The organism is Stenotrophomonas sp. TWI1409 (assembly GCF_039673015.1).
Lineage (GTDB): Bacteria > Pseudomonadota > Gammaproteobacteria > Xanthomonadales > Xanthomonadaceae > Stenotrophomonas > Stenotrophomonas maltophilia_A.
Genome location: NZ_JBDJKU010000026.1, coordinates 42476 through 56826, shown reverse-complemented (window position 1 = coordinate 56826; position 14351 = coordinate 42476). Strand labels below are relative to the sequence as shown.

20 protein-coding genes are annotated in these 14351 nt (G+C 64.0%); 1 reads left to right on the top strand and 19 read right to left on the bottom strand.

The annotated features are described in order from the left end of the window. Nucleotides 1-212: 212 nt before the first annotated feature. Nucleotides 213-1604 carry a 3-deoxy-7-phosphoheptulonate synthase class II gene (locus tag ABE423_RS10770; protein WP_032129763.1) on the bottom strand — a complete coding sequence of 464 codons (1392 nt, stop codon included), beginning with the start codon at nt 1602-1604 and terminating at the stop codon, nt 213-215. A 221-nt stretch (nt 1605-1825) separates the two neighbouring features. Here ABE423_RS10770 and ABE423_RS10765 point away from each other — a divergent pair, with 221 nt between their 5' ends. Beyond that, nucleotides 1826-3952, top strand: a complete 2127-nt coding sequence (locus ABE423_RS10765; protein WP_346485993.1) for a TonB-dependent receptor — start codon at nt 1826-1828, stop codon at nt 3950-3952. Between the two features lie 108 nt (nt 3953-4060). Here ABE423_RS10765 and ABE423_RS10760 read toward each other — a convergent pair whose 3' ends face one another. The 18 genes from ABE423_RS10760 to rpsQ all read right to left on the bottom strand — a co-directional run bounded on the left by ABE423_RS10760 (nt 4061) and on the right by rpsQ (nt 14346). Continuing rightward, entirely contained in the window at nt 4061-4567 is a 507-nt protein-coding gene (locus tag ABE423_RS10760; protein ID WP_010483974.1) for a disulfide bond formation protein B, read from the bottom strand. Between the two features lie 185 nt (nt 4568-4752). After that, nucleotides 4753-5136: a 50S ribosomal protein L17 gene (rplQ, locus tag ABE423_RS10755; protein WP_005408217.1), complete on the bottom strand. Its 384-nt coding sequence runs from the start codon at nt 5134-5136 to the stop codon at nt 4753-4755. Nucleotides 5137-5327: 191 nt separating this feature from the next. Further along, on the bottom strand, nt 5328-6326 hold the full coding sequence (rpoA, locus tag ABE423_RS10750; protein WP_010483975.1) for a DNA-directed RNA polymerase subunit alpha: 999 nt from the start codon (nt 6324-6326) through the stop codon (nt 5328-5330). Between the two features lie 55 nt (nt 6327-6381). After that, nucleotides 6382-7011, bottom strand: coding sequence for a 30S ribosomal protein S4 (rpsD, locus tag ABE423_RS10745; RefSeq protein WP_004145446.1), 630 nt, complete (start codon nt 7009-7011; stop codon nt 6382-6384). Between the two features lie 15 nt (nt 7012-7026). Continuing rightward, entirely contained in the window at nt 7027-7416 is a 390-nt protein-coding gene (gene rpsK, locus ABE423_RS10740) for a 30S ribosomal protein S11 (protein ID WP_004145443.1), read from the bottom strand. Between the two features lie 11 nt (nt 7417-7427). After that, complete coding sequence (gene rpsM / locus ABE423_RS10735; RefSeq protein ID WP_004154500.1) at nt 7428-7784, bottom strand: 30S ribosomal protein S13; 357 nt, start codon at nt 7782-7784, stop codon at nt 7428-7430. Nucleotides 7785-8131: 347 nt separating this feature from the next. After that, entirely contained in the window at nt 8132-9499 is a 1368-nt protein-coding gene (gene secY, locus ABE423_RS10730) for a preprotein translocase subunit SecY (RefSeq protein WP_125895182.1), read from the bottom strand. A 7-nt stretch (nt 9500-9506) separates the two neighbouring features. Continuing rightward, complete coding sequence (rplO, locus tag ABE423_RS10725; RefSeq protein WP_004154498.1) at nt 9507-9950, bottom strand: 50S ribosomal protein L15; 444 nt, start codon at nt 9948-9950, stop codon at nt 9507-9509. A 6-nt stretch (nt 9951-9956) separates the two neighbouring features. Then, nucleotides 9957-10148, bottom strand: a complete 192-nt coding sequence (gene rpmD, locus ABE423_RS10720; protein WP_004145412.1) for a 50S ribosomal protein L30 — start codon at nt 10146-10148, stop codon at nt 9957-9959. After that, on the bottom strand, nt 10141-10683 hold the full coding sequence (rpsE, locus tag ABE423_RS10715) for a 30S ribosomal protein S5 (protein WP_004145411.1): 543 nt from the start codon (nt 10681-10683) through the stop codon (nt 10141-10143). Before rpsE ends, rpmD begins: the two co-directional genes overlap by 8 nt. Nucleotides 10684-10844: 161 nt before the next feature. Further along, nucleotides 10845-11204 (bottom strand): 50S ribosomal protein L18, encoded by a 360-nt coding sequence (rplR, locus tag ABE423_RS10710; RefSeq protein WP_024957318.1) that lies wholly within the window; start codon nt 11202-11204, stop codon nt 10845-10847. 80 nt (nt 11205-11284) lie between these two features. Continuing rightward, on the bottom strand, nt 11285-11809 hold the full coding sequence (rplF, locus tag ABE423_RS10705; RefSeq protein ID WP_010483977.1) for a 50S ribosomal protein L6: 525 nt from the start codon (nt 11807-11809) through the stop codon (nt 11285-11287). A gap of 18 nt (nt 11810-11827) precedes the next feature. Beyond that, a complete protein-coding gene (gene rpsH / locus ABE423_RS10700) occupies nt 11828-12226 on the bottom strand; it encodes a 30S ribosomal protein S8 (RefSeq protein ID WP_005408210.1) in 399 nt (132 codons plus the stop codon). A 258-nt stretch (nt 12227-12484) separates the two neighbouring features. Continuing rightward, nucleotides 12485-12790, bottom strand: a complete 306-nt coding sequence (gene rpsN / locus ABE423_RS10695) for a 30S ribosomal protein S14 (protein ID WP_005408209.1) — start codon at nt 12788-12790, stop codon at nt 12485-12487. A gap of 18 nt (nt 12791-12808) precedes the next feature. Beyond that, nucleotides 12809-13351 (bottom strand): 50S ribosomal protein L5, encoded by a 543-nt coding sequence (rplE, locus tag ABE423_RS10690; RefSeq protein WP_004154491.1) that lies wholly within the window; start codon nt 13349-13351, stop codon nt 12809-12811. 11 nt (nt 13352-13362) lie between these two features. After that, a complete protein-coding gene (rplX, locus tag ABE423_RS10685) occupies nt 13363-13680 on the bottom strand; it encodes a 50S ribosomal protein L24 (RefSeq protein WP_004154490.1) in 318 nt (105 codons plus the stop codon). 16 nt (nt 13681-13696) lie between these two features. Beyond that, nucleotides 13697-14065 (bottom strand): 50S ribosomal protein L14, encoded by a 369-nt coding sequence (gene rplN / locus ABE423_RS10680; RefSeq protein WP_004145357.1) that lies wholly within the window; start codon nt 14063-14065, stop codon nt 13697-13699. 11 nt (nt 14066-14076) lie between these two features. Continuing rightward, nucleotides 14077-14346: a 30S ribosomal protein S17 gene (gene rpsQ / locus ABE423_RS10675; RefSeq protein WP_004154489.1), complete on the bottom strand. Its 270-nt coding sequence runs from the start codon at nt 14344-14346 to the stop codon at nt 14077-14079. Between the last annotated feature and the right edge of the window lie 5 nt (nt 14347-14351).

Sequence of the window (14351 nt, the reverse complement as noted above, 5' to 3'; positions counted from 1 at the left end):
GGGCGAAAGACCAAAGGCTGCCGGCCAGCGGCCGGCACTACCGTGCCCGTTTACCTGACGGGCCTGAGACTCTCCAGCAACACAGTTGCTACAGGGACGTACTTGCGGCGTCCCCGCACTCCGACACCGCCCCGCCAACCCACGGAATGCCCGCTGTTGACGTTGACGTTGACTGCAGCAGGTGCAGGGCTGCAAGCCCTGCCGAAAAACCCTTACCGCACTTGTTCCTGCTTGCGCACGATCGCCATCGCGATCTCCAGCGACTGCTCGTAGTTCAACCGCGGGTCCACCGTCGAACGGTAGGCGCGCTCCAGGTCACGTTCGGTCAGTTCGCGCGCGCCACCGGTGCACTCGGTCACGTCTTCGCCGGTCAGCTCCAGGTGCACACCGCCCAGTCGCGTTCCTGCGGCCGCGTGCAGATCAAACGACATCTCCACTTCGCCACGCACGTTGTCGAAGCGGCGCGTCTTGAAGCCATTGGCGGTGCTCTCGGTATTGCCATGCATCGCGTCGCAGACCCACAGCACGCGGCGGCCATCGCGCTTGACCGCATCCAGCAGCGGCGGCAGCTTCTCGGCGATCTGCGCTGCACCCATGCGGTGAATGAAGCTCAGTCGACCCGGCTCGTCATGCGGGTTGAGCACATCGATCAGGCGCAGCAGCTGGTCCGGCGTCACCGACGGGCCGACCTTGATCGCGATAGGGTTGCGCACGCCACGCAGGTATTCCACGTGCGCGCCATCGAGCGCGGCCGTGCGCATGCCGATCCACGGGTAGTGCGTGCTCAGGTTCAACCAGCCCTGCTGGCGCGGCACCTGCCGGGTCAACGCCTGCTCGTAGGGCAACAGCAGCGCTTCATGCGAGGTGTAGAAATCGATGCGGTTGAGGTTGTGCACGCGGGCCCCGGCCAGGGTCTCCATGAAATGCACTGCATCGCCGATCGAGGCCACCATCTTCTGGTAGTCGGCGGCCAACGGCGAATGGCTCACCCATTCCAGGTTCCAGTACTCGGGGTGGTGCAGGTCAGCGAAACCGCCGTCGATCAGCGCACGCACGAAGTTCATGGTCATCGCCGAGTGCGCGTGGGCCTGCAGCATCCGCTTCGGATCCGGCAGCCGCGCCGCTTCGGTGAAGGCCGGCGCGTTGATGACATCACCGCGGTAGCTGGGCAGGGTCACGCCGTCGCGGGTCTCGGTATCGGCCGAACGTGGCTTGGCGTACTGGCCGGCGAAACGGCCGACGCGGATCACCGGCTGGCGCAGGCCATGCACCAGCACCAGGCTCATCTGCAGCAGCACCTTCAGCCGGTTGGAAATGGTGCCCGATTCGCAGTCGCTGAAGTTCTCCGCGCAGTCGCCGCCCTGCAGCAGGAAGCGCTTGCCTTCCTGCGCCTCGGCCAGCTGCTGCTTCAGCGCCAGGATCTCCCAGGAAGTCACCAGCGGCGGCAGCCGCTTCAGCTCGTGCAGGGCGGCGTCCAGCGCCACCGGGTCCGGGTAGGTCGGCATCTGCAGCGCGGTCTTGCCACGCCAGCTCTCCGGCGACCAGGCGGCGCCAGTGGCGGCTGCGGCGGGATCGGGCACGGGCGGAACGGCGGACAGGCTCATTGCAGACTTCCGGGATGGGGGGCGGTCATGGTCGCAGAGCCAGCCGCTGGCGCAAAGGGCCGACCTGCTCGGCCAGGCCGCCTGAACGGCAGGGAAAGGCCGATGCGAGCAGCCAGATCCAGCATGGTCAGCCGCTCAAGGCAGGCGCATGATCTGTTACGGAGTAACACTTCCACGTCATGGACCGGCCCCTTCCACGCCCTGCCATCACTCTTCCCATCATGAAGCCCTCGCCCCTCGCTACCGGCATCACCTTCGCCCTGGCCCTGGCCAGCCTGCCCGCCTTCGCGGCCGCCGCCGATGGTGCCGGGCCTGCGGTCAAGGACCTGGACACGGTCACCGTCAGCGCCCAGCTCGACCAGGCCCGCAACGCGTTGTCGCCGGACATCGGCAGCAGCCAGTACCAGATCACCGCCGAGGACATCCAGAAGCAGCCGCTGGGCGCCTCCGCGCCGCTCAGCCAGGTGCTGCTGCAGGCACCCGGCGTGGTCCAGGATTCCTATGGCGGCGTGCACGTGCGCGGCGACCACGCCAACCTGCAGTACCGGATCAACGGCGTACTGCTGCCCGAGTCGATTTCCGGCTTCGGCCAGACCCTGGATGCGCGCACCATCAAGAGCATCCGCCTGATGGACGGCGCGTTGTCGGCGCAGTTCGGCGAGCGCACCGCGGCGGTGGTCGACATCACCACCCGCAATGGCGCCGAGCTGGGCAACGGTGGCAGCGCCGGACTGACCACCGGCTCGTTCGGCAAGGTGAACCCGAATGCCTCCTGGTGGGGCAACCAGGGACGCTGGAGCTGGTTCCTGACCGGCAACTACGACCAGAACGAAGTCGGCCTGGAGAATCCGACCAACTCGCGCAAGCCGTTGCACGACGATACCCACCAGGGCAAGGCCTTCGCCGACCTGACCTACCTGGTCAACGAGAACACCCGCCTGAGTGTGTTCGCCGGTTTCGCCAACAACCGTTTCCAGATTCCGGTCAATCCAGGGCAGACGCCGCAGTTCGGTTACCTGGACACCACCACCTTCGATTCCAGCCAGCTGGATGAGACCCAGCGCGAGACCACCCGCTTCGGCATGCTGGTACTGCAGGGCACGCTGGGCAGCACCGCCTACCAGCTGTCCGCCGGGCAGCGCTACAGCGATGCAGCGTTCAACCCGGACGTCATCGGCGATCTGGTGTTCAGTGGCGTCGCCTCGCAGGTGCGGCGCAGCAACCGTGCCAACACCCTGCAGGCCGACTTCTCCACACCACTGGGCAACGACCACACGCTGCGCTACGGCTTGTACGGCAACTACGAGAACGCACGGGCCAGCAGCAACAGCTGGGTGTTCCCGGTTGATGACGGCGGCCAGCAGTCCAGCACCACGCCGCTGCTGATTCCTGACCACAGCGCCTTCCATGCCAGCACGCTGGCGTTGTACGTACAGGATGAGTGGAAAATCGGCGACGACTGGACCGTCAACTACGGTCTGCGCGGTGACCGCTACAAGGCCTTCGGCCGCACCGAGGGCCAGCTCAGCCCGCGCGTGGGCGTGGTCTGGAATGCCAGCGACAGCACCACCGTGCATGCCGGCTATTCGCGCTATTTCACGCCACCGGCCAGTGAACTGATCGCCAGCAGCGACATCGCCCTGTACGACGGCACCACCAACCAGCAGCCCAGCGGCGGCAACAACACGCCGCTGGCCGAGCGCAGCGACTACTACGACATCGGCGTCTCGCAGCAACTGGGCGAACACCTGACCCTTGGACTGGATGCGTACGACCGCCGCGTCGCGCGCCTGCAGGACGAAGGCCAGTTCGGCGCCGCCTACATCTACTCGACCTTCAACTACCGCCGCGGACACATCCGTGGCCTGGAGTTCAGTGCCGACTACAGCAACGGCCCGTTCAGCGCCTACTTCAATGCGGCGCTGAACAAGGCCATCGGTACGGATGTCATCACCAGCCAGTACAACCTCGATCCCGAGGCGCTGGCCTATGTGGCCAACCACTGGATCCACCTGGACCACGACCAGAAGCTGACCTCGTCGGGTGGCCTCAGCTACGCCTTCGCCGGGCACAACCGGATCGGGGCCAACTACGTGTTCGGCAGTGGCCTGCGTTCGGACATCGAGGGCGTACCCAACGGTGGCGAGCTGCCGTCCTACCTGCAGGTGAACCTCAGCGCCGGGCACGACTTCAACGTCGACAGCGGCCATCCACTGCATGTGCAGCTGGCGGTGATCAACGCGTTGGACCGCAGCTACCAGCTGCGCGATGGCGGTGGCGTCGGCGTGTTCGCCCCGCAATGGGGACCGCGCCGCGGCGCCTACCTGAGCCTGCAGCAGGATTTCTGAGATAGTGCCGGCCGCTGGCCGGCCTTCCCGCGGTGGGGGGGCCGCCGCGCCGGCCCCCCCCCCCGCCCCGCGGGGGCGACGGCGCCCCCCCCCCCCCACTACCCTGCTTCAGCGCTTGACCTTGCGCAGCGACACCACCAGCGCCCACAGCGCCAGCAGCACGAACCACACGCCCGACCACATCGGCATGGTCAGGCCCAGGAAGGTCCAGTCGATGTTGCCGCAGTTGCCAGTGCCGGTCAGCACCGTGCGGAACACTTCCAGCGGCCCCATGGTTTCGCTCAGGAAGGCCAGCGGCGGGCCACAGGTGGACCCCATTTCCGGCGGCAGCATCTGCACGTAGACGTGGCGCGCGGCGATGCCCACGCCCACTGCGGCGGCAATGAACGCCAGCACGCCATAGGTCGCGCGTCCGGGGCGGTTGGACGGACCATGCAGTGCACCGATCAGGAACAGCAGGCCAAGCGCAGCGAAGGCCAGGCGCTGGAAGATGCACAGCGGACACGGCTCCAGGCCCATCTTCAGCTGCAGGAAGATCGCGTAGCCAAGCAGGCCCGCGCAGATCAGGAAGCCCAGGAAGAACTGGGCGCGGAAGGGCCAGCGCAGTGGATTCATCGTCAACGCTCGAATGGATCAGGCGCCAAGCGTAACCGAGAGTGCGCGCCATTCGAACCGCCACAGGTGACGCCTGTCGGAACGGTGTGGGTCAGAGCCCTTTCCTGCAGAAAGGGATCCGCCCCCGGAAACGCAAAAGCCCGGCAGAGGCCGGGCTTTCGCTGTGTCGCATTGGAGCGGTCCGATTACTCGGCCACTTCCTCGGCCACGACCGGACGGTCAACCAGCTCGACGTAGGCCATCGGCGCGTTGTCGCCAGCGCGGAAGCCGCACTTCAGCAGACGCAGGTAGCCGCCCGGACGGTTCGCGTAGCGCGGGCCCAGGATGGTGAACAGGTTGCCCACGGCTTCGTTGTCGCGCAGGCGGGCGAAGGCCAGACGGCGGTTGGCGACGGAATCGACCTTGGCCAGGGTGATCAGCGGCTCGGCAACGCGGCGCAGTTCCTTGGCCTTCGGCAGGGTGGTCTTGATCAGCTCGTGCTTGAACAGCGAGGCAGCCATGTTCTTGAACATCGCTTCGCGGTGGGCGCTGGTACGGCTGAACTTACGGCCAGACTTCTGGTGACGCATGGTGATATTCCTTGGTTAATGATGAGACTGTGCGGATCGTTGTCGCCATCCTGGCGTTGCTGCGCGGACTGCGGTTGGTCCTGGCCGCCCGTCCTGGACGACCTGCCACGCGAACCTGGGGTTCGTCATGGCATGTTGTGTTGCGTTGAAGGCCCCACCGCGAACGGTGGAGCCTTCAGACATTACCGATATCAGCCCAGCATGCCGTGGCTGGCGACACCGGCCGGCGGCCAGTTCTCCAGCTTCATGCCGAGCGACAGGCCGCGCTGAGCCAGCACTTCCTTGATCTCGGTGAGCGACTTCTTGCCCAGGTTCGGGGTCTTCAGCAGCTCCACTTCGGTCTTCTGGATCAGATCGCCGATGTAGTAGATGCTTTCAGCCTTCAGGCAGTTGGCCGAACGCACGGTCAGCTCCAGATCGTCGATCGGGCGCAGCAGCACCGGATCCACGCCGTTGTTGGCCGGCTTGGCTGCACCGCGGTCGCGGTGGGTGAAGTCACCGAACACCGACAGCTGGTCGCTGAGGATGTCGGCGGCGGTGCGCACGGCTTCCTCGGCGTCGATGGTGCCGTTGGTCTCGATATCGATGACCAGCTTGTCCAGGTCGGTACGCTGTTCGACGCGGGCCGCTTCCACGGCATAGGCGACGCGGCGGACCGGCGAGAACGAGGCATCCAGGACCAGACGGCCGATGGCACGGGTTTCTTCGTCCGGACGACGACGCGCGGCAGCCGGCTGGTAGCCGAAACCACGTTCGATCTTCAGACGCATGTTGATCGCCGTATCCTTGGTCAGGTGGCAGATCACGTGTTCGCCGTTCAGGATCTCCACATTGTGGTCGACCTTGATGTCGGCAGCGGTGACAACGCCCGGGCCCTGCTTGGACAGGGACAGGGTGGCGCTGTCGCCGGAGTGCATACGGATGGCCACGTCCTTGAGGTTCAGCAGGACTTCGAGCACGTCCTCCTGCAGACCTTCGACCGTGGTGTACTCATGCAACACGCCGTCGATTTCGACTTCCGTGATGGCGAAGCCCGGGATGGACGACAGCAGCACGCGACGCAGGGCATTACCCAGCGTATGCCCGTAACCCCGCTCCAAAGGTTCGATAACGACCTTTGCACGGGTGTCGGTAAGGCGTTCGATCTGCGGACCGCGAGGACGCAGAACCTGGTTGGCGGTAACCGTCATGTTGCGGGTTCTCCTAGTGAACCCCCGGCCGTCGCCGGGGGCTCTCCAATGTGAATTACTTCGAATACAGCTCGACGATCAGCGCTTCGTTGATGTCCGCAGGCAGATCCGAACGATCCGGAACAGCCTTGAAGATGCCGGTGAACTTACCGGAATCCACTTCAACCCACGACGGGCTCAGGTCATGCTGGGCGGCGACGGTCAGGGCTTCCTGGACGCGCAGCTGCTTGGCAGCCTTTTCAGACAGAGCGATGGCGTCGCCAGCCTTGACCTGGTACGAAGCCAGGTTGACCGACTTGCCATTCACGGTGACGCCGCGGTGCGACACCAGCTGACGGGCAGCCGGACGGGTCACGGCGAAGCCCATGCGGTAGACGACGTTGTCCAGGCGGGTTTCCAGCAGCTGCAGCAGGTTCTCGCCGGTGTTGCCCTTCTTGGTCGAGGCCTTCTTGTAGTAGTTGCGGAACTGACGCTCCAGCAGGCCGTAGATACGCTTGACCTTCTGCTTTTCACGCAGCTGGGTGGCGTAGTCGGACAGCTTGCCCTTGCGGGCAGTGGCGCCGTGCTGGCCGGGCTTCTGCTCCAGCTTGCACTTCGAGTCCAGCGCACGCGCCGGGCTCTTCAGGGACAGGTCGGCGCCTTCGCGACGGGCGAGCTTACAGGTAGGACCGATATAACGAGCCATTTCTTATCGCTCCCTTTAGACGCGACGCTTCTTCGGCGGACGGCACCCGTTGTGCGGGATAGGCGTCACGTCGATGATGTTGGTGATCTTGTAGCCGACGTTGTTCAACGAACGCACGGCCGACTCACGGCCCGGACCCGGGCCCTTGATGCGGACTTCCAGCGACTTCACGCCGTAGTCCAGCGCAGCACGACCGGCCTTTTCAGCAGCCACCTGGGCAGCGAACGGGGTCGACTTGCGCGAACCGCGGAAGCCAGCGCCACCGGAGGTCGCCCACGACAGAGCGTTGCCCTGGCGGTCGGTAATGGTGACGATGGTGTTGTTGAACGAAGCGTGGACGTGGGCAACGCCGTCGGTGACGACGCGCTTGATCTTCTTCTTGGTCTTAGCAGCGGGCTTAGCCATTTCTCAGTCCCTTACTTCTTGATCGCCTTGCGCGGACCCTTGCGGGTGCGGGCGTTGGTACGGGTGCGCTGGCCACGCAGCGGGAGGCCACGACGGTGACGCAGGCCGCGGTAGCAGCCCAGGTCCATCAGGCGCTTGATCGCGATGCCGATCTCACGGCGCAGATCGCCTTCCACGATGTACTTGCCGACTTCGGCGCGCAGGCGCTCGATTTCCGGCTCCGACAGATCGCGGATCTTGGTGGTCGAAGCAACGCCTGCGACTTCGCAGACCTTCTTCGAACGGGTACGGCCGATGCCGTAAATGCTTTGCAACCCGACCCAGACGTGCTTCTGGGCTGGCAGGTTGACGCCTGCAATACGCGCCATGACGCGGTTCTCCAGCTGAGTGATGGCCGACAGCGCGCCTCGGGCACGCCAATCCGGCAGGATGGATCAAAAAAGTGAACTAGCGATACTAACAAGGTTCCGGTTTACATGGAAGCCCGTGAAACCATTGGTTTCATGAACCCGGCCTGGGGAGTGTGCCCAGGCTCCGGCGCCGGATGGGGTTGGACCTGGGGTTTCCCCCGGAGCCGCCCGCGCTACTCCAGCGCGGGACCACCTCATCACACCCCCACCCGGAACCGCTGCGGGGGCCGCCCTTCGTTTGTGTGGCCGGAGTCCGCGAAGCGGAGGGACCATCACGTCAGGAAGACGAAAGTATAACAGGCCAATCAGCCGCGGGCAAAACCGCCGCGGTTGCCACCCTTCAGGTTGGCCTTCTTCAGCAGGCTCTCGTACTGGTGGGACATCAGGTGCGCCTGCACCTGGGCGATGAAGTCCATCACCACCACCACCACGATCAGCAGCGAAGTACCGCCGAAGTAGAACGAGGCGTTCAGCTGCGTGCGCATCAGCTCCGGCAGCAGGCAGACGATCACCAGGTAGGCCGAGCCGGCCGCGGTCAGGCGGGTCAGCACGCCGTCGATGTAATCGGCAGTGGCCTTGCCCGGACGGATGCCCGGAATCAGCGCGCCCGACTTCTTCAGGTTGTCGGCGGTTTCCTGCGAGTTGAACACCAGCGCGGTATAGAAGAACGCGAAACCGGTGATCAGCGCAGCGAACACGATCATGTGCAGCGGCTCGCCCGGGCCGAGCGCGTTGGCGACCTTCTGCAGGGCCTGGCCGAAGCTGCTCTGGTTGGCAGCCTGGCCGGACCACATGGCCAGGGTGGCCGGGAAGGCCAGCAGGCTCGAGGCGAAGATCGCCGGGATGACGCCGGCCATGTTGAGCTTCAGCGGCAGGAACGAGGTCTGGTTCATGTACGCGTTGCGACCGCCCTGGCGGCGCGCGTAGTTGACCGTGATCCGGCGCTGGCCACGCTCGACGAACACCACGAAGAAGGTGAAGGCGAGCACGACGATGGCGATCAGCAGCAGCTGGATGAACTGGATGTTGCCGTCGCGGTAGGCGTCGAAGGTGTGGATGATCGCACCCGGCAGGCCAGCGACGATACCGGCGAAGATGATCAGCGACACGCCATTGCCGATGCCGCGCTCGGTGACCTGCTCACCGACCCACATCAGGAACATGGTGCCGGCGGTCAGCGCGACCACGGCGGTGAGCACGAAGCCCATGCCCGGCGCGTACACGACCGGAGCGCCCGACGGCGAGACCTGGCCCTGCAGGGCCAGTGCGATCGAGCCGCCCTGCACCACTGCCAGCAGCACGGCGCCGATGCGCGAATACTGGGTGATCTTGCGGCGGCCGGACTCACCTTCCTTCTGCATCGCCTTCAGGGCGGGGAAGATGTGCACGGCCAGCTGCATCACGATCGATGCCGAAATGTACGGCATCACGTTCAGCGCGAAGATGCTGAAACGGTGCAGGGCGCCGCCCGAGAACATGTTGAACATGTCCACGATGCCGCCGCCCTGCTGTTGCATCATGGCAAGCATGGCATCGGGATTGACGCCCGGCACCGGCACGTAGCAGCCGATGCGATAGACGATCAAAGCCCCGACGACGAACAGCAAACGTTGGCGAAGTTCAGTGAACTTGCCCATTCCGCCCGCGAGGTTACCGATGCCAGCTTGCGCCATGATTTTCTTACTCCGTTACGCTGCCGCCGGCAGCTTCGATCGCAGCCTTGGCACCAGCCGTGGCAGCGATACCCTTCAGGGTGAACGCCTTGGTCACTTCGCCCTTGACGACGACCTTGGCCTTCTTTGCAGTGCTCGGGACCAGCTTGGCAGCACGCAGGGCGGCGAAGTCGATCTCACCGGCCGGCAGCTTGTCCAGCGCGTACAGCAGCACTTCAGCGGTGTCCTTGGCGATCGGCGAACGGAAGCCGATCTTCGGCAGACGACGCTGCATGGGGGTCTGGCCGCCTTCGAAGCCAGCCTTGATCTTGCCGCCACCCTTACGGGCGAACGAACCCTTGTGGCCGCGGCCGGCAGTCTTGCCCAGGCCCGAGCCGATACCGCGACCGACGCGGGTGCGCTCGGTGCGGGCGCCCGGTGCCGGGCTCAGTTCATTGAGACGCAGAGTCATGATCGATTACTCCTCAACCTTGACGAGGTAGTGAACGGTGTTGATCAGACCGCGAACCTGCGGGCTGTCCTTCAGTTCACGCACATCGTTGAGCTTGTTCAGACCCAGAGCACGCACCGACAGGCGGTGACGCGACTGAGCACCACGCAGGCCGCGCACCAGGCGCACCTTCACAGTCTTGTTGGACTCATTAGCCATGGTTGAGTTCCTCCACCTTCTTGCCGCGCTTGGCCGCGATGCGAGCCGGCGACTGCGCAGCAGACAGGCCCTTCACGGTGGCACGCACCAGGTTGATCGGGTTGCGCGAACCGGTGGCCTTGGCCAGCACGTTCTTCACGCCAACGGCTTCCAGCACGGCGCGCATGGCACCGCCGGCGATGACGCCGGTACCTTCCGAAGCCGGCTGCATGAACACGCGGGCTGCGCCGTGACCATCCTTGATGGTGTGCCACAGGGTGCCGTTGTTCAGGTCAACGCTGACCAGGTTCTTGCGGGCCTGTTCCATCGACTTCTGGATGGCGACCGGCACTTCGCGGGCCTTGCCATAGCCGAAACCGACCTTGCCTTCGCCGTCGCCGACCACGGTCAGGGCGGTGAAGGTGAACTGGCGGCCACCCTTGACGGTCTTGCTGACGCGGTTGACCGCGACCAGCTTTTCGATCATGCCGTCATCGACTTTCTCTTCGCGGTTACGGTCGCGATCGCGACCCCGCTGCTGACGCTCTTCTGCCATTTTGATTCCTTGGTAGTTTGGGTATGTACGGCTCGGGGCCGCTTATGGTTGTGGAATGTCGCGTTGTTCCGGTGGGCCACTGCAGAAGAGTGGCGCCGTCCAGCCTCACTCAGGCGGGCGAGCAGGCGGGCAGGAGACCACAGGTCCCCTGCCCTTATCCCTTAGAACTGCAGGCCGGCTTCGCGGGCGGCTTCTGCCAGGGCCTTGATGCGGCCGTGGTAGCGGTAGCCCGAACGATCGAAGGCAACCTTCTCGACGCCGGCGGCCTTGGCGCGCTCAGCGACGATACGGCCGACCTTGGCGGCGGCGTCGGCGTTCTTGCCGTTCTTCAGGCCTTCCATGACGTCGGTCTGGGTGGTGTTGGCAGCAGCCAGCACCTTGGAACCGTCGGCGGTGAAGACCTGGGCGTACAGGTGCTGGCCGGTGCGCAGCACCGACAGGCGGGCGACGCCGAGCTCACGGATGTGGGCGCGGGTCGACTTGGCGCGACGCAGGCGGGCGATGTTCTTGTTCATTTTGATTATTCCTTGAAAGCTGAAGGTTGGGCTTTTCCCTGAGGAGTCCGCACAAGGATGTGCGGGCTCTTGCGAGGGACTCGCACTTACGCCTTCTTGGCTTCCTTACGGATGATGACTTCGTCGGAGTACTTCACGCCCTTGCCCTTGTACGGCTCCGGCTTGCGGAACGCACGGATCTTGGCGGCAACTTCACCGACGACCTGCTTGTCAGCGCCCTGGACCAGGATCTCGGTCTGGGTCGGGGTGGTGATGGTGATGCCTTCCGGCGCCACGAACACGACCGGGTGCGAGAAGCCCAGCGACAGGCTCAGGTCCTTGCCCTGCATGGCAGCGCGGTAACCCACGCCGACCAGCTCCAGCTTGCGCTCGAAGCCTTCGGACACGCCCTTGACCATGTTGGCCAGGATCGCACGCACGGTACCGGTCAGTGCAACCAGCTCGGCGTTCTCGGTGCTCAGGGTGGCAACGCCGTTGTCGACGTTGATGGCAATACCGGCCGGCTTGGCCAGCGACAGGGAACCCTTCGGGCCCTTGGCGGTGACGCTGTCCGACTGGACGTTCAGTTCAACCTTACCCAGGTCGATCGGCTTCTTGGCTACGCGGGACATAGTTCTACTCCTTTCGCCTTAGGCCACGAAGCACAGGACTTCGCCGCCGACGCCCAGCTGGCGCGCCTGCGCATCAGTCATGATGCCCTTGGAGGTGGAAATGATGGAGATACCCAGGCCGTTCATGACCTTCGGCAGCTCGCTCTTGCCGCGGTACTGGCGCAGGCCCGAACGCGAGAAGCGCTTCAGGGTCGCGATGACCGGCTTGCCTTCGAAATACTTCAGCACGATTTCCAGCTCGGACTTGTTGTTTTCCAGCTGGGTCACGCGCAGGTCGGTGATGTAACCCTCGTCCTTCAGGACCTGGGCGATCGCAACCTTGATCTTGGACGACGGGGCTTTCACCGTCTGCTTGCCAACCGCGGCCGCATTCTTGATGCGGACCAGCAGGTCGGCGATGGGATCAGTCATGCTCATATGAGTACCTTTGAGTGCACCGATATCCGCTTTCGCGAAAATCTGTTGTCTCCTGGAAACGGGCCAGGTCCCTTGATGCAGCGGGCCAAGGGCCCACTCCTACAACCCCGTTTGCACAGGGCAAGACGCGGGAGTATACGCCAAAAGAGCCCGGCTTGCGCCGGGCTCTTCGGTTTTTTTGCGTCGGGAAAGCTGAATGCCTCCCCTGCCCGGTTCAGGCACCCCCGAAGGGGCGCCTGATCGCAGGGCCGGCTGGGATTACCAGCTGGCCTTGCGCAGACCCGGGACGTCGCCACGCATGGTGGCTTCACGCAGCTTGTTACGGCCCAGGCCGAACTTGCTGTAGACGCCACGCGGACGACCCGACAGCTCGCAACGGTTGCGCTGGCGGCTCGGCGACGAATCGCGCGGCAGCTTGGCCAGCTTGGTTGCGGCGTCGATCTTCTCTTCGTAGGTCGCGTCCACGGAGGACACGATCTTCTTCAGAGCTGCACGCTTTTCAGCGTACTTCTTTGCCAGCTTTTCCCGCTTGATGTCGCGGTTGACCATGGAGGTCTTTGCCATTTCGGTTTCCTCGACAGATCAGTTACGGAACGGGAACTTGAACGCTGCCAGCAGCGCCTTCGCTTCCGCATCGGTCTTCGCAGTGGTGGTGATGGCGATATCCATACCGCGGATCGCGTCGACGGCGTCGAAGTCGATTTCCGGGAAGATGATCTGCTCCTTCACACCCATGTTGAAGTTGCCGCGGCCGTCGAAGGAACGACCGGAAACACCACGGAAGTCGCGCACGCGCGGCAGCGAGATGTTGATCAGGCGATCCAGGAACTCGTACATCTTGTGGCGACGCAGCGTGGTCTTGCAGCCGATCGGCCAACCATCGCGGATCTTGAACGACGCAACCGACACACGCGACTTGGTGACAACCGGCTTCTGGCCGGAAATCTTGGTCATGTCGCCGACGGCGTTTTCCAGGATCTTCTTGTTGGTGGCCGCTTCGCCGACACCCATGTTCAGGGTGACCTTGACCAGCTTCGGCACTTCCATCGGATTGGTGTAGCCGAACTGCTTCATCAGCGCCGGCACCACTTCGTCCTTGTAGAACTTTTCGAGACGGGAACTCATCTTCTCATTCCTCAGGCGTCGAGCGCCTCACCGCTGGAGCGGAACACACGCAGTTTGCGTCCATCCTCCAGCACCTTGAAGCCAACGCGTTCGCCCTTGCCCGAAGCCGGGTTCAGAACATTCACGTTGGAGATATGGATCGAAGCTTCGCGCTCGACCACGCCGCCGGCAACACCTGCCTGCGGGTTCGGCTTGGTGTGGCGCTTGACGATGTTCACGTTGGCGACGACCACACGGTCGCCGTCGACGCGGACGACTTCGCCCTGCTTGCCCTTGTCCTTGCCAGCGTTGACGACAACCTGGTCGCCCTTCTTGATACGGTTAGCCATGATTATCTCCTGTCGCTCACAGCACTTCGGGAGCGAGCGAGACGATCTTCATGAACTTCTCCGAACGAAGTTCACGGGTCACCGGCCCGAAGATACGGGTACCGATCGGCTCCTGCTTGCTGTTCAGCAGAACGGCAGCGTTGCCGTCGAAGCGGATCAGCGAGCCGTCGGCGCGACGCACACCCTTGCGGGTACGCACCACGACGGCGTCATACACTTCACCCTTCTTGACCTTGCCGCGCGGAATCGCATCCTTCACGGTGACCTTGATGATGTCGCCGATGCCGGCGTAACGGCGCTTGGAACCACCCAGCACCTTGAAGCACATCACCTGCTTGGCACCCGAATTGTCCGCGACGTCAAGGTAGCTCTGCATCTGGATCATGATTCAGCTCCTTATTCAGCCGCGCGCGTGATGACTTCCACCACGCGCCAGTTCTTGGTCTTGGACATCGGAGCAATCTCGGTCACGCGGACGACATCGCCTTCCTTGCAGGCGTTGTCGGCATCGTGGGCGTGCAGCTTCGTCGAGCGCTTGATGTACTTGCCGTACAGCGCGTGCTTGACCTGACGCTCAACCAGGACGGTAACCGTCTTGTCCATCTTGTTGCTGACGACACGGCCTTCGACCGTGCGCAGCGTCTTCTTTTCAGTATTGTCGCTCATAGCGG

Coding starts and splice junctions, on each gene's coding strand:
- ABE423_RS10770 (WP_032129763.1), bottom strand. CDS start 1,604: ATGAGCCTGTCCGCCGTTCCGCCCGTGCCCGATCCCGCCGCAGCCGCC.
- ABE423_RS10765 (WP_346485993.1), top strand. CDS start 1,826: ATGAAGCCCTCGCCCCTCGCTACCGGCATCACCTTCGCCCTGGCCCTG.
- ABE423_RS10760 (WP_010483974.1), bottom strand. CDS start 4,567: ATGAATCCACTGCGCTGGCCCTTCCGCGCCCAGTTCTTCCTGGGCTTC.
- rplQ (WP_005408217.1), bottom strand. CDS start 5,136: ATGCGTCACCAGAAGTCTGGCCGTAAGTTCAGCCGTACCAGCGCCCAC.
- rpoA (WP_010483975.1), bottom strand. CDS start 6,326: ATGACGGTTACCGCCAACCAGGTTCTGCGTCCTCGCGGTCCGCAGATC.
- rpsD (WP_004145446.1), bottom strand. CDS start 7,011: ATGGCTCGTTATATCGGTCCTACCTGTAAGCTCGCCCGTCGCGAAGGC.
- rpsK (WP_004145443.1), bottom strand. CDS start 7,416: ATGGCTAAGCCCGCTGCTAAGACCAAGAAGAAGATCAAGCGCGTCGTC.
- rpsM (WP_004154500.1), bottom strand. CDS start 7,784: ATGGCGCGTATTGCAGGCGTCAACCTGCCAGCCCAGAAGCACGTCTGG.
- secY (WP_125895182.1), bottom strand. CDS start 9,499: ATGGCGCAAGCTGGCATCGGTAACCTCGCGGGCGGAATGGGCAAGTTC.
- rplO (WP_004154498.1), bottom strand. CDS start 9,950: ATGACTCTGCGTCTCAATGAACTGAGCCCGGCACCGGGCGCCCGCACC.
- rpmD (WP_004145412.1), bottom strand. CDS start 10,148: ATGGCTAATGAGTCCAACAAGACTGTGAAGGTGCGCCTGGTGCGCGGC.
- rpsE (WP_004145411.1), bottom strand. CDS start 10,683: ATGGCAGAAGAGCGTCAGCAGCGGGGTCGCGATCGCGACCGTAACCGC.
- rplF (WP_010483977.1), bottom strand. CDS start 11,809: ATGTCCCGCGTAGCCAAGAAGCCGATCGACCTGGGTAAGGTTGAACTG.
- rpsH (WP_005408210.1), bottom strand. CDS start 12,226: ATGAGCATGACTGATCCCATCGCCGACCTGCTGGTCCGCATCAAGAAT.
- rpsN (WP_005408209.1), bottom strand. CDS start 12,790: ATGGCAAAGACCTCCATGGTCAACCGCGACATCAAGCGGGAAAAGCTG.
- rplE (WP_004154491.1), bottom strand. CDS start 13,351: ATGAGTTCCCGTCTCGAAAAGTTCTACAAGGACGAAGTGGTGCCGGCG.
- rplX (WP_004154490.1), bottom strand. CDS start 13,680: ATGGCTAACCGTATCAAGAAGGGCGACCAGGTTGTCGTCAACGCTGGC.
- rplN (WP_004145357.1), bottom strand. CDS start 14,065: ATGATCCAGATGCAGAGCTACCTTGACGTCGCGGACAATTCGGGTGCC.
- rpsQ (WP_004154489.1), bottom strand. CDS start 14,346: ATGAGCGACAATACTGAAAAGAAGACGCTGCGCACGGTCGAAGGCCGT.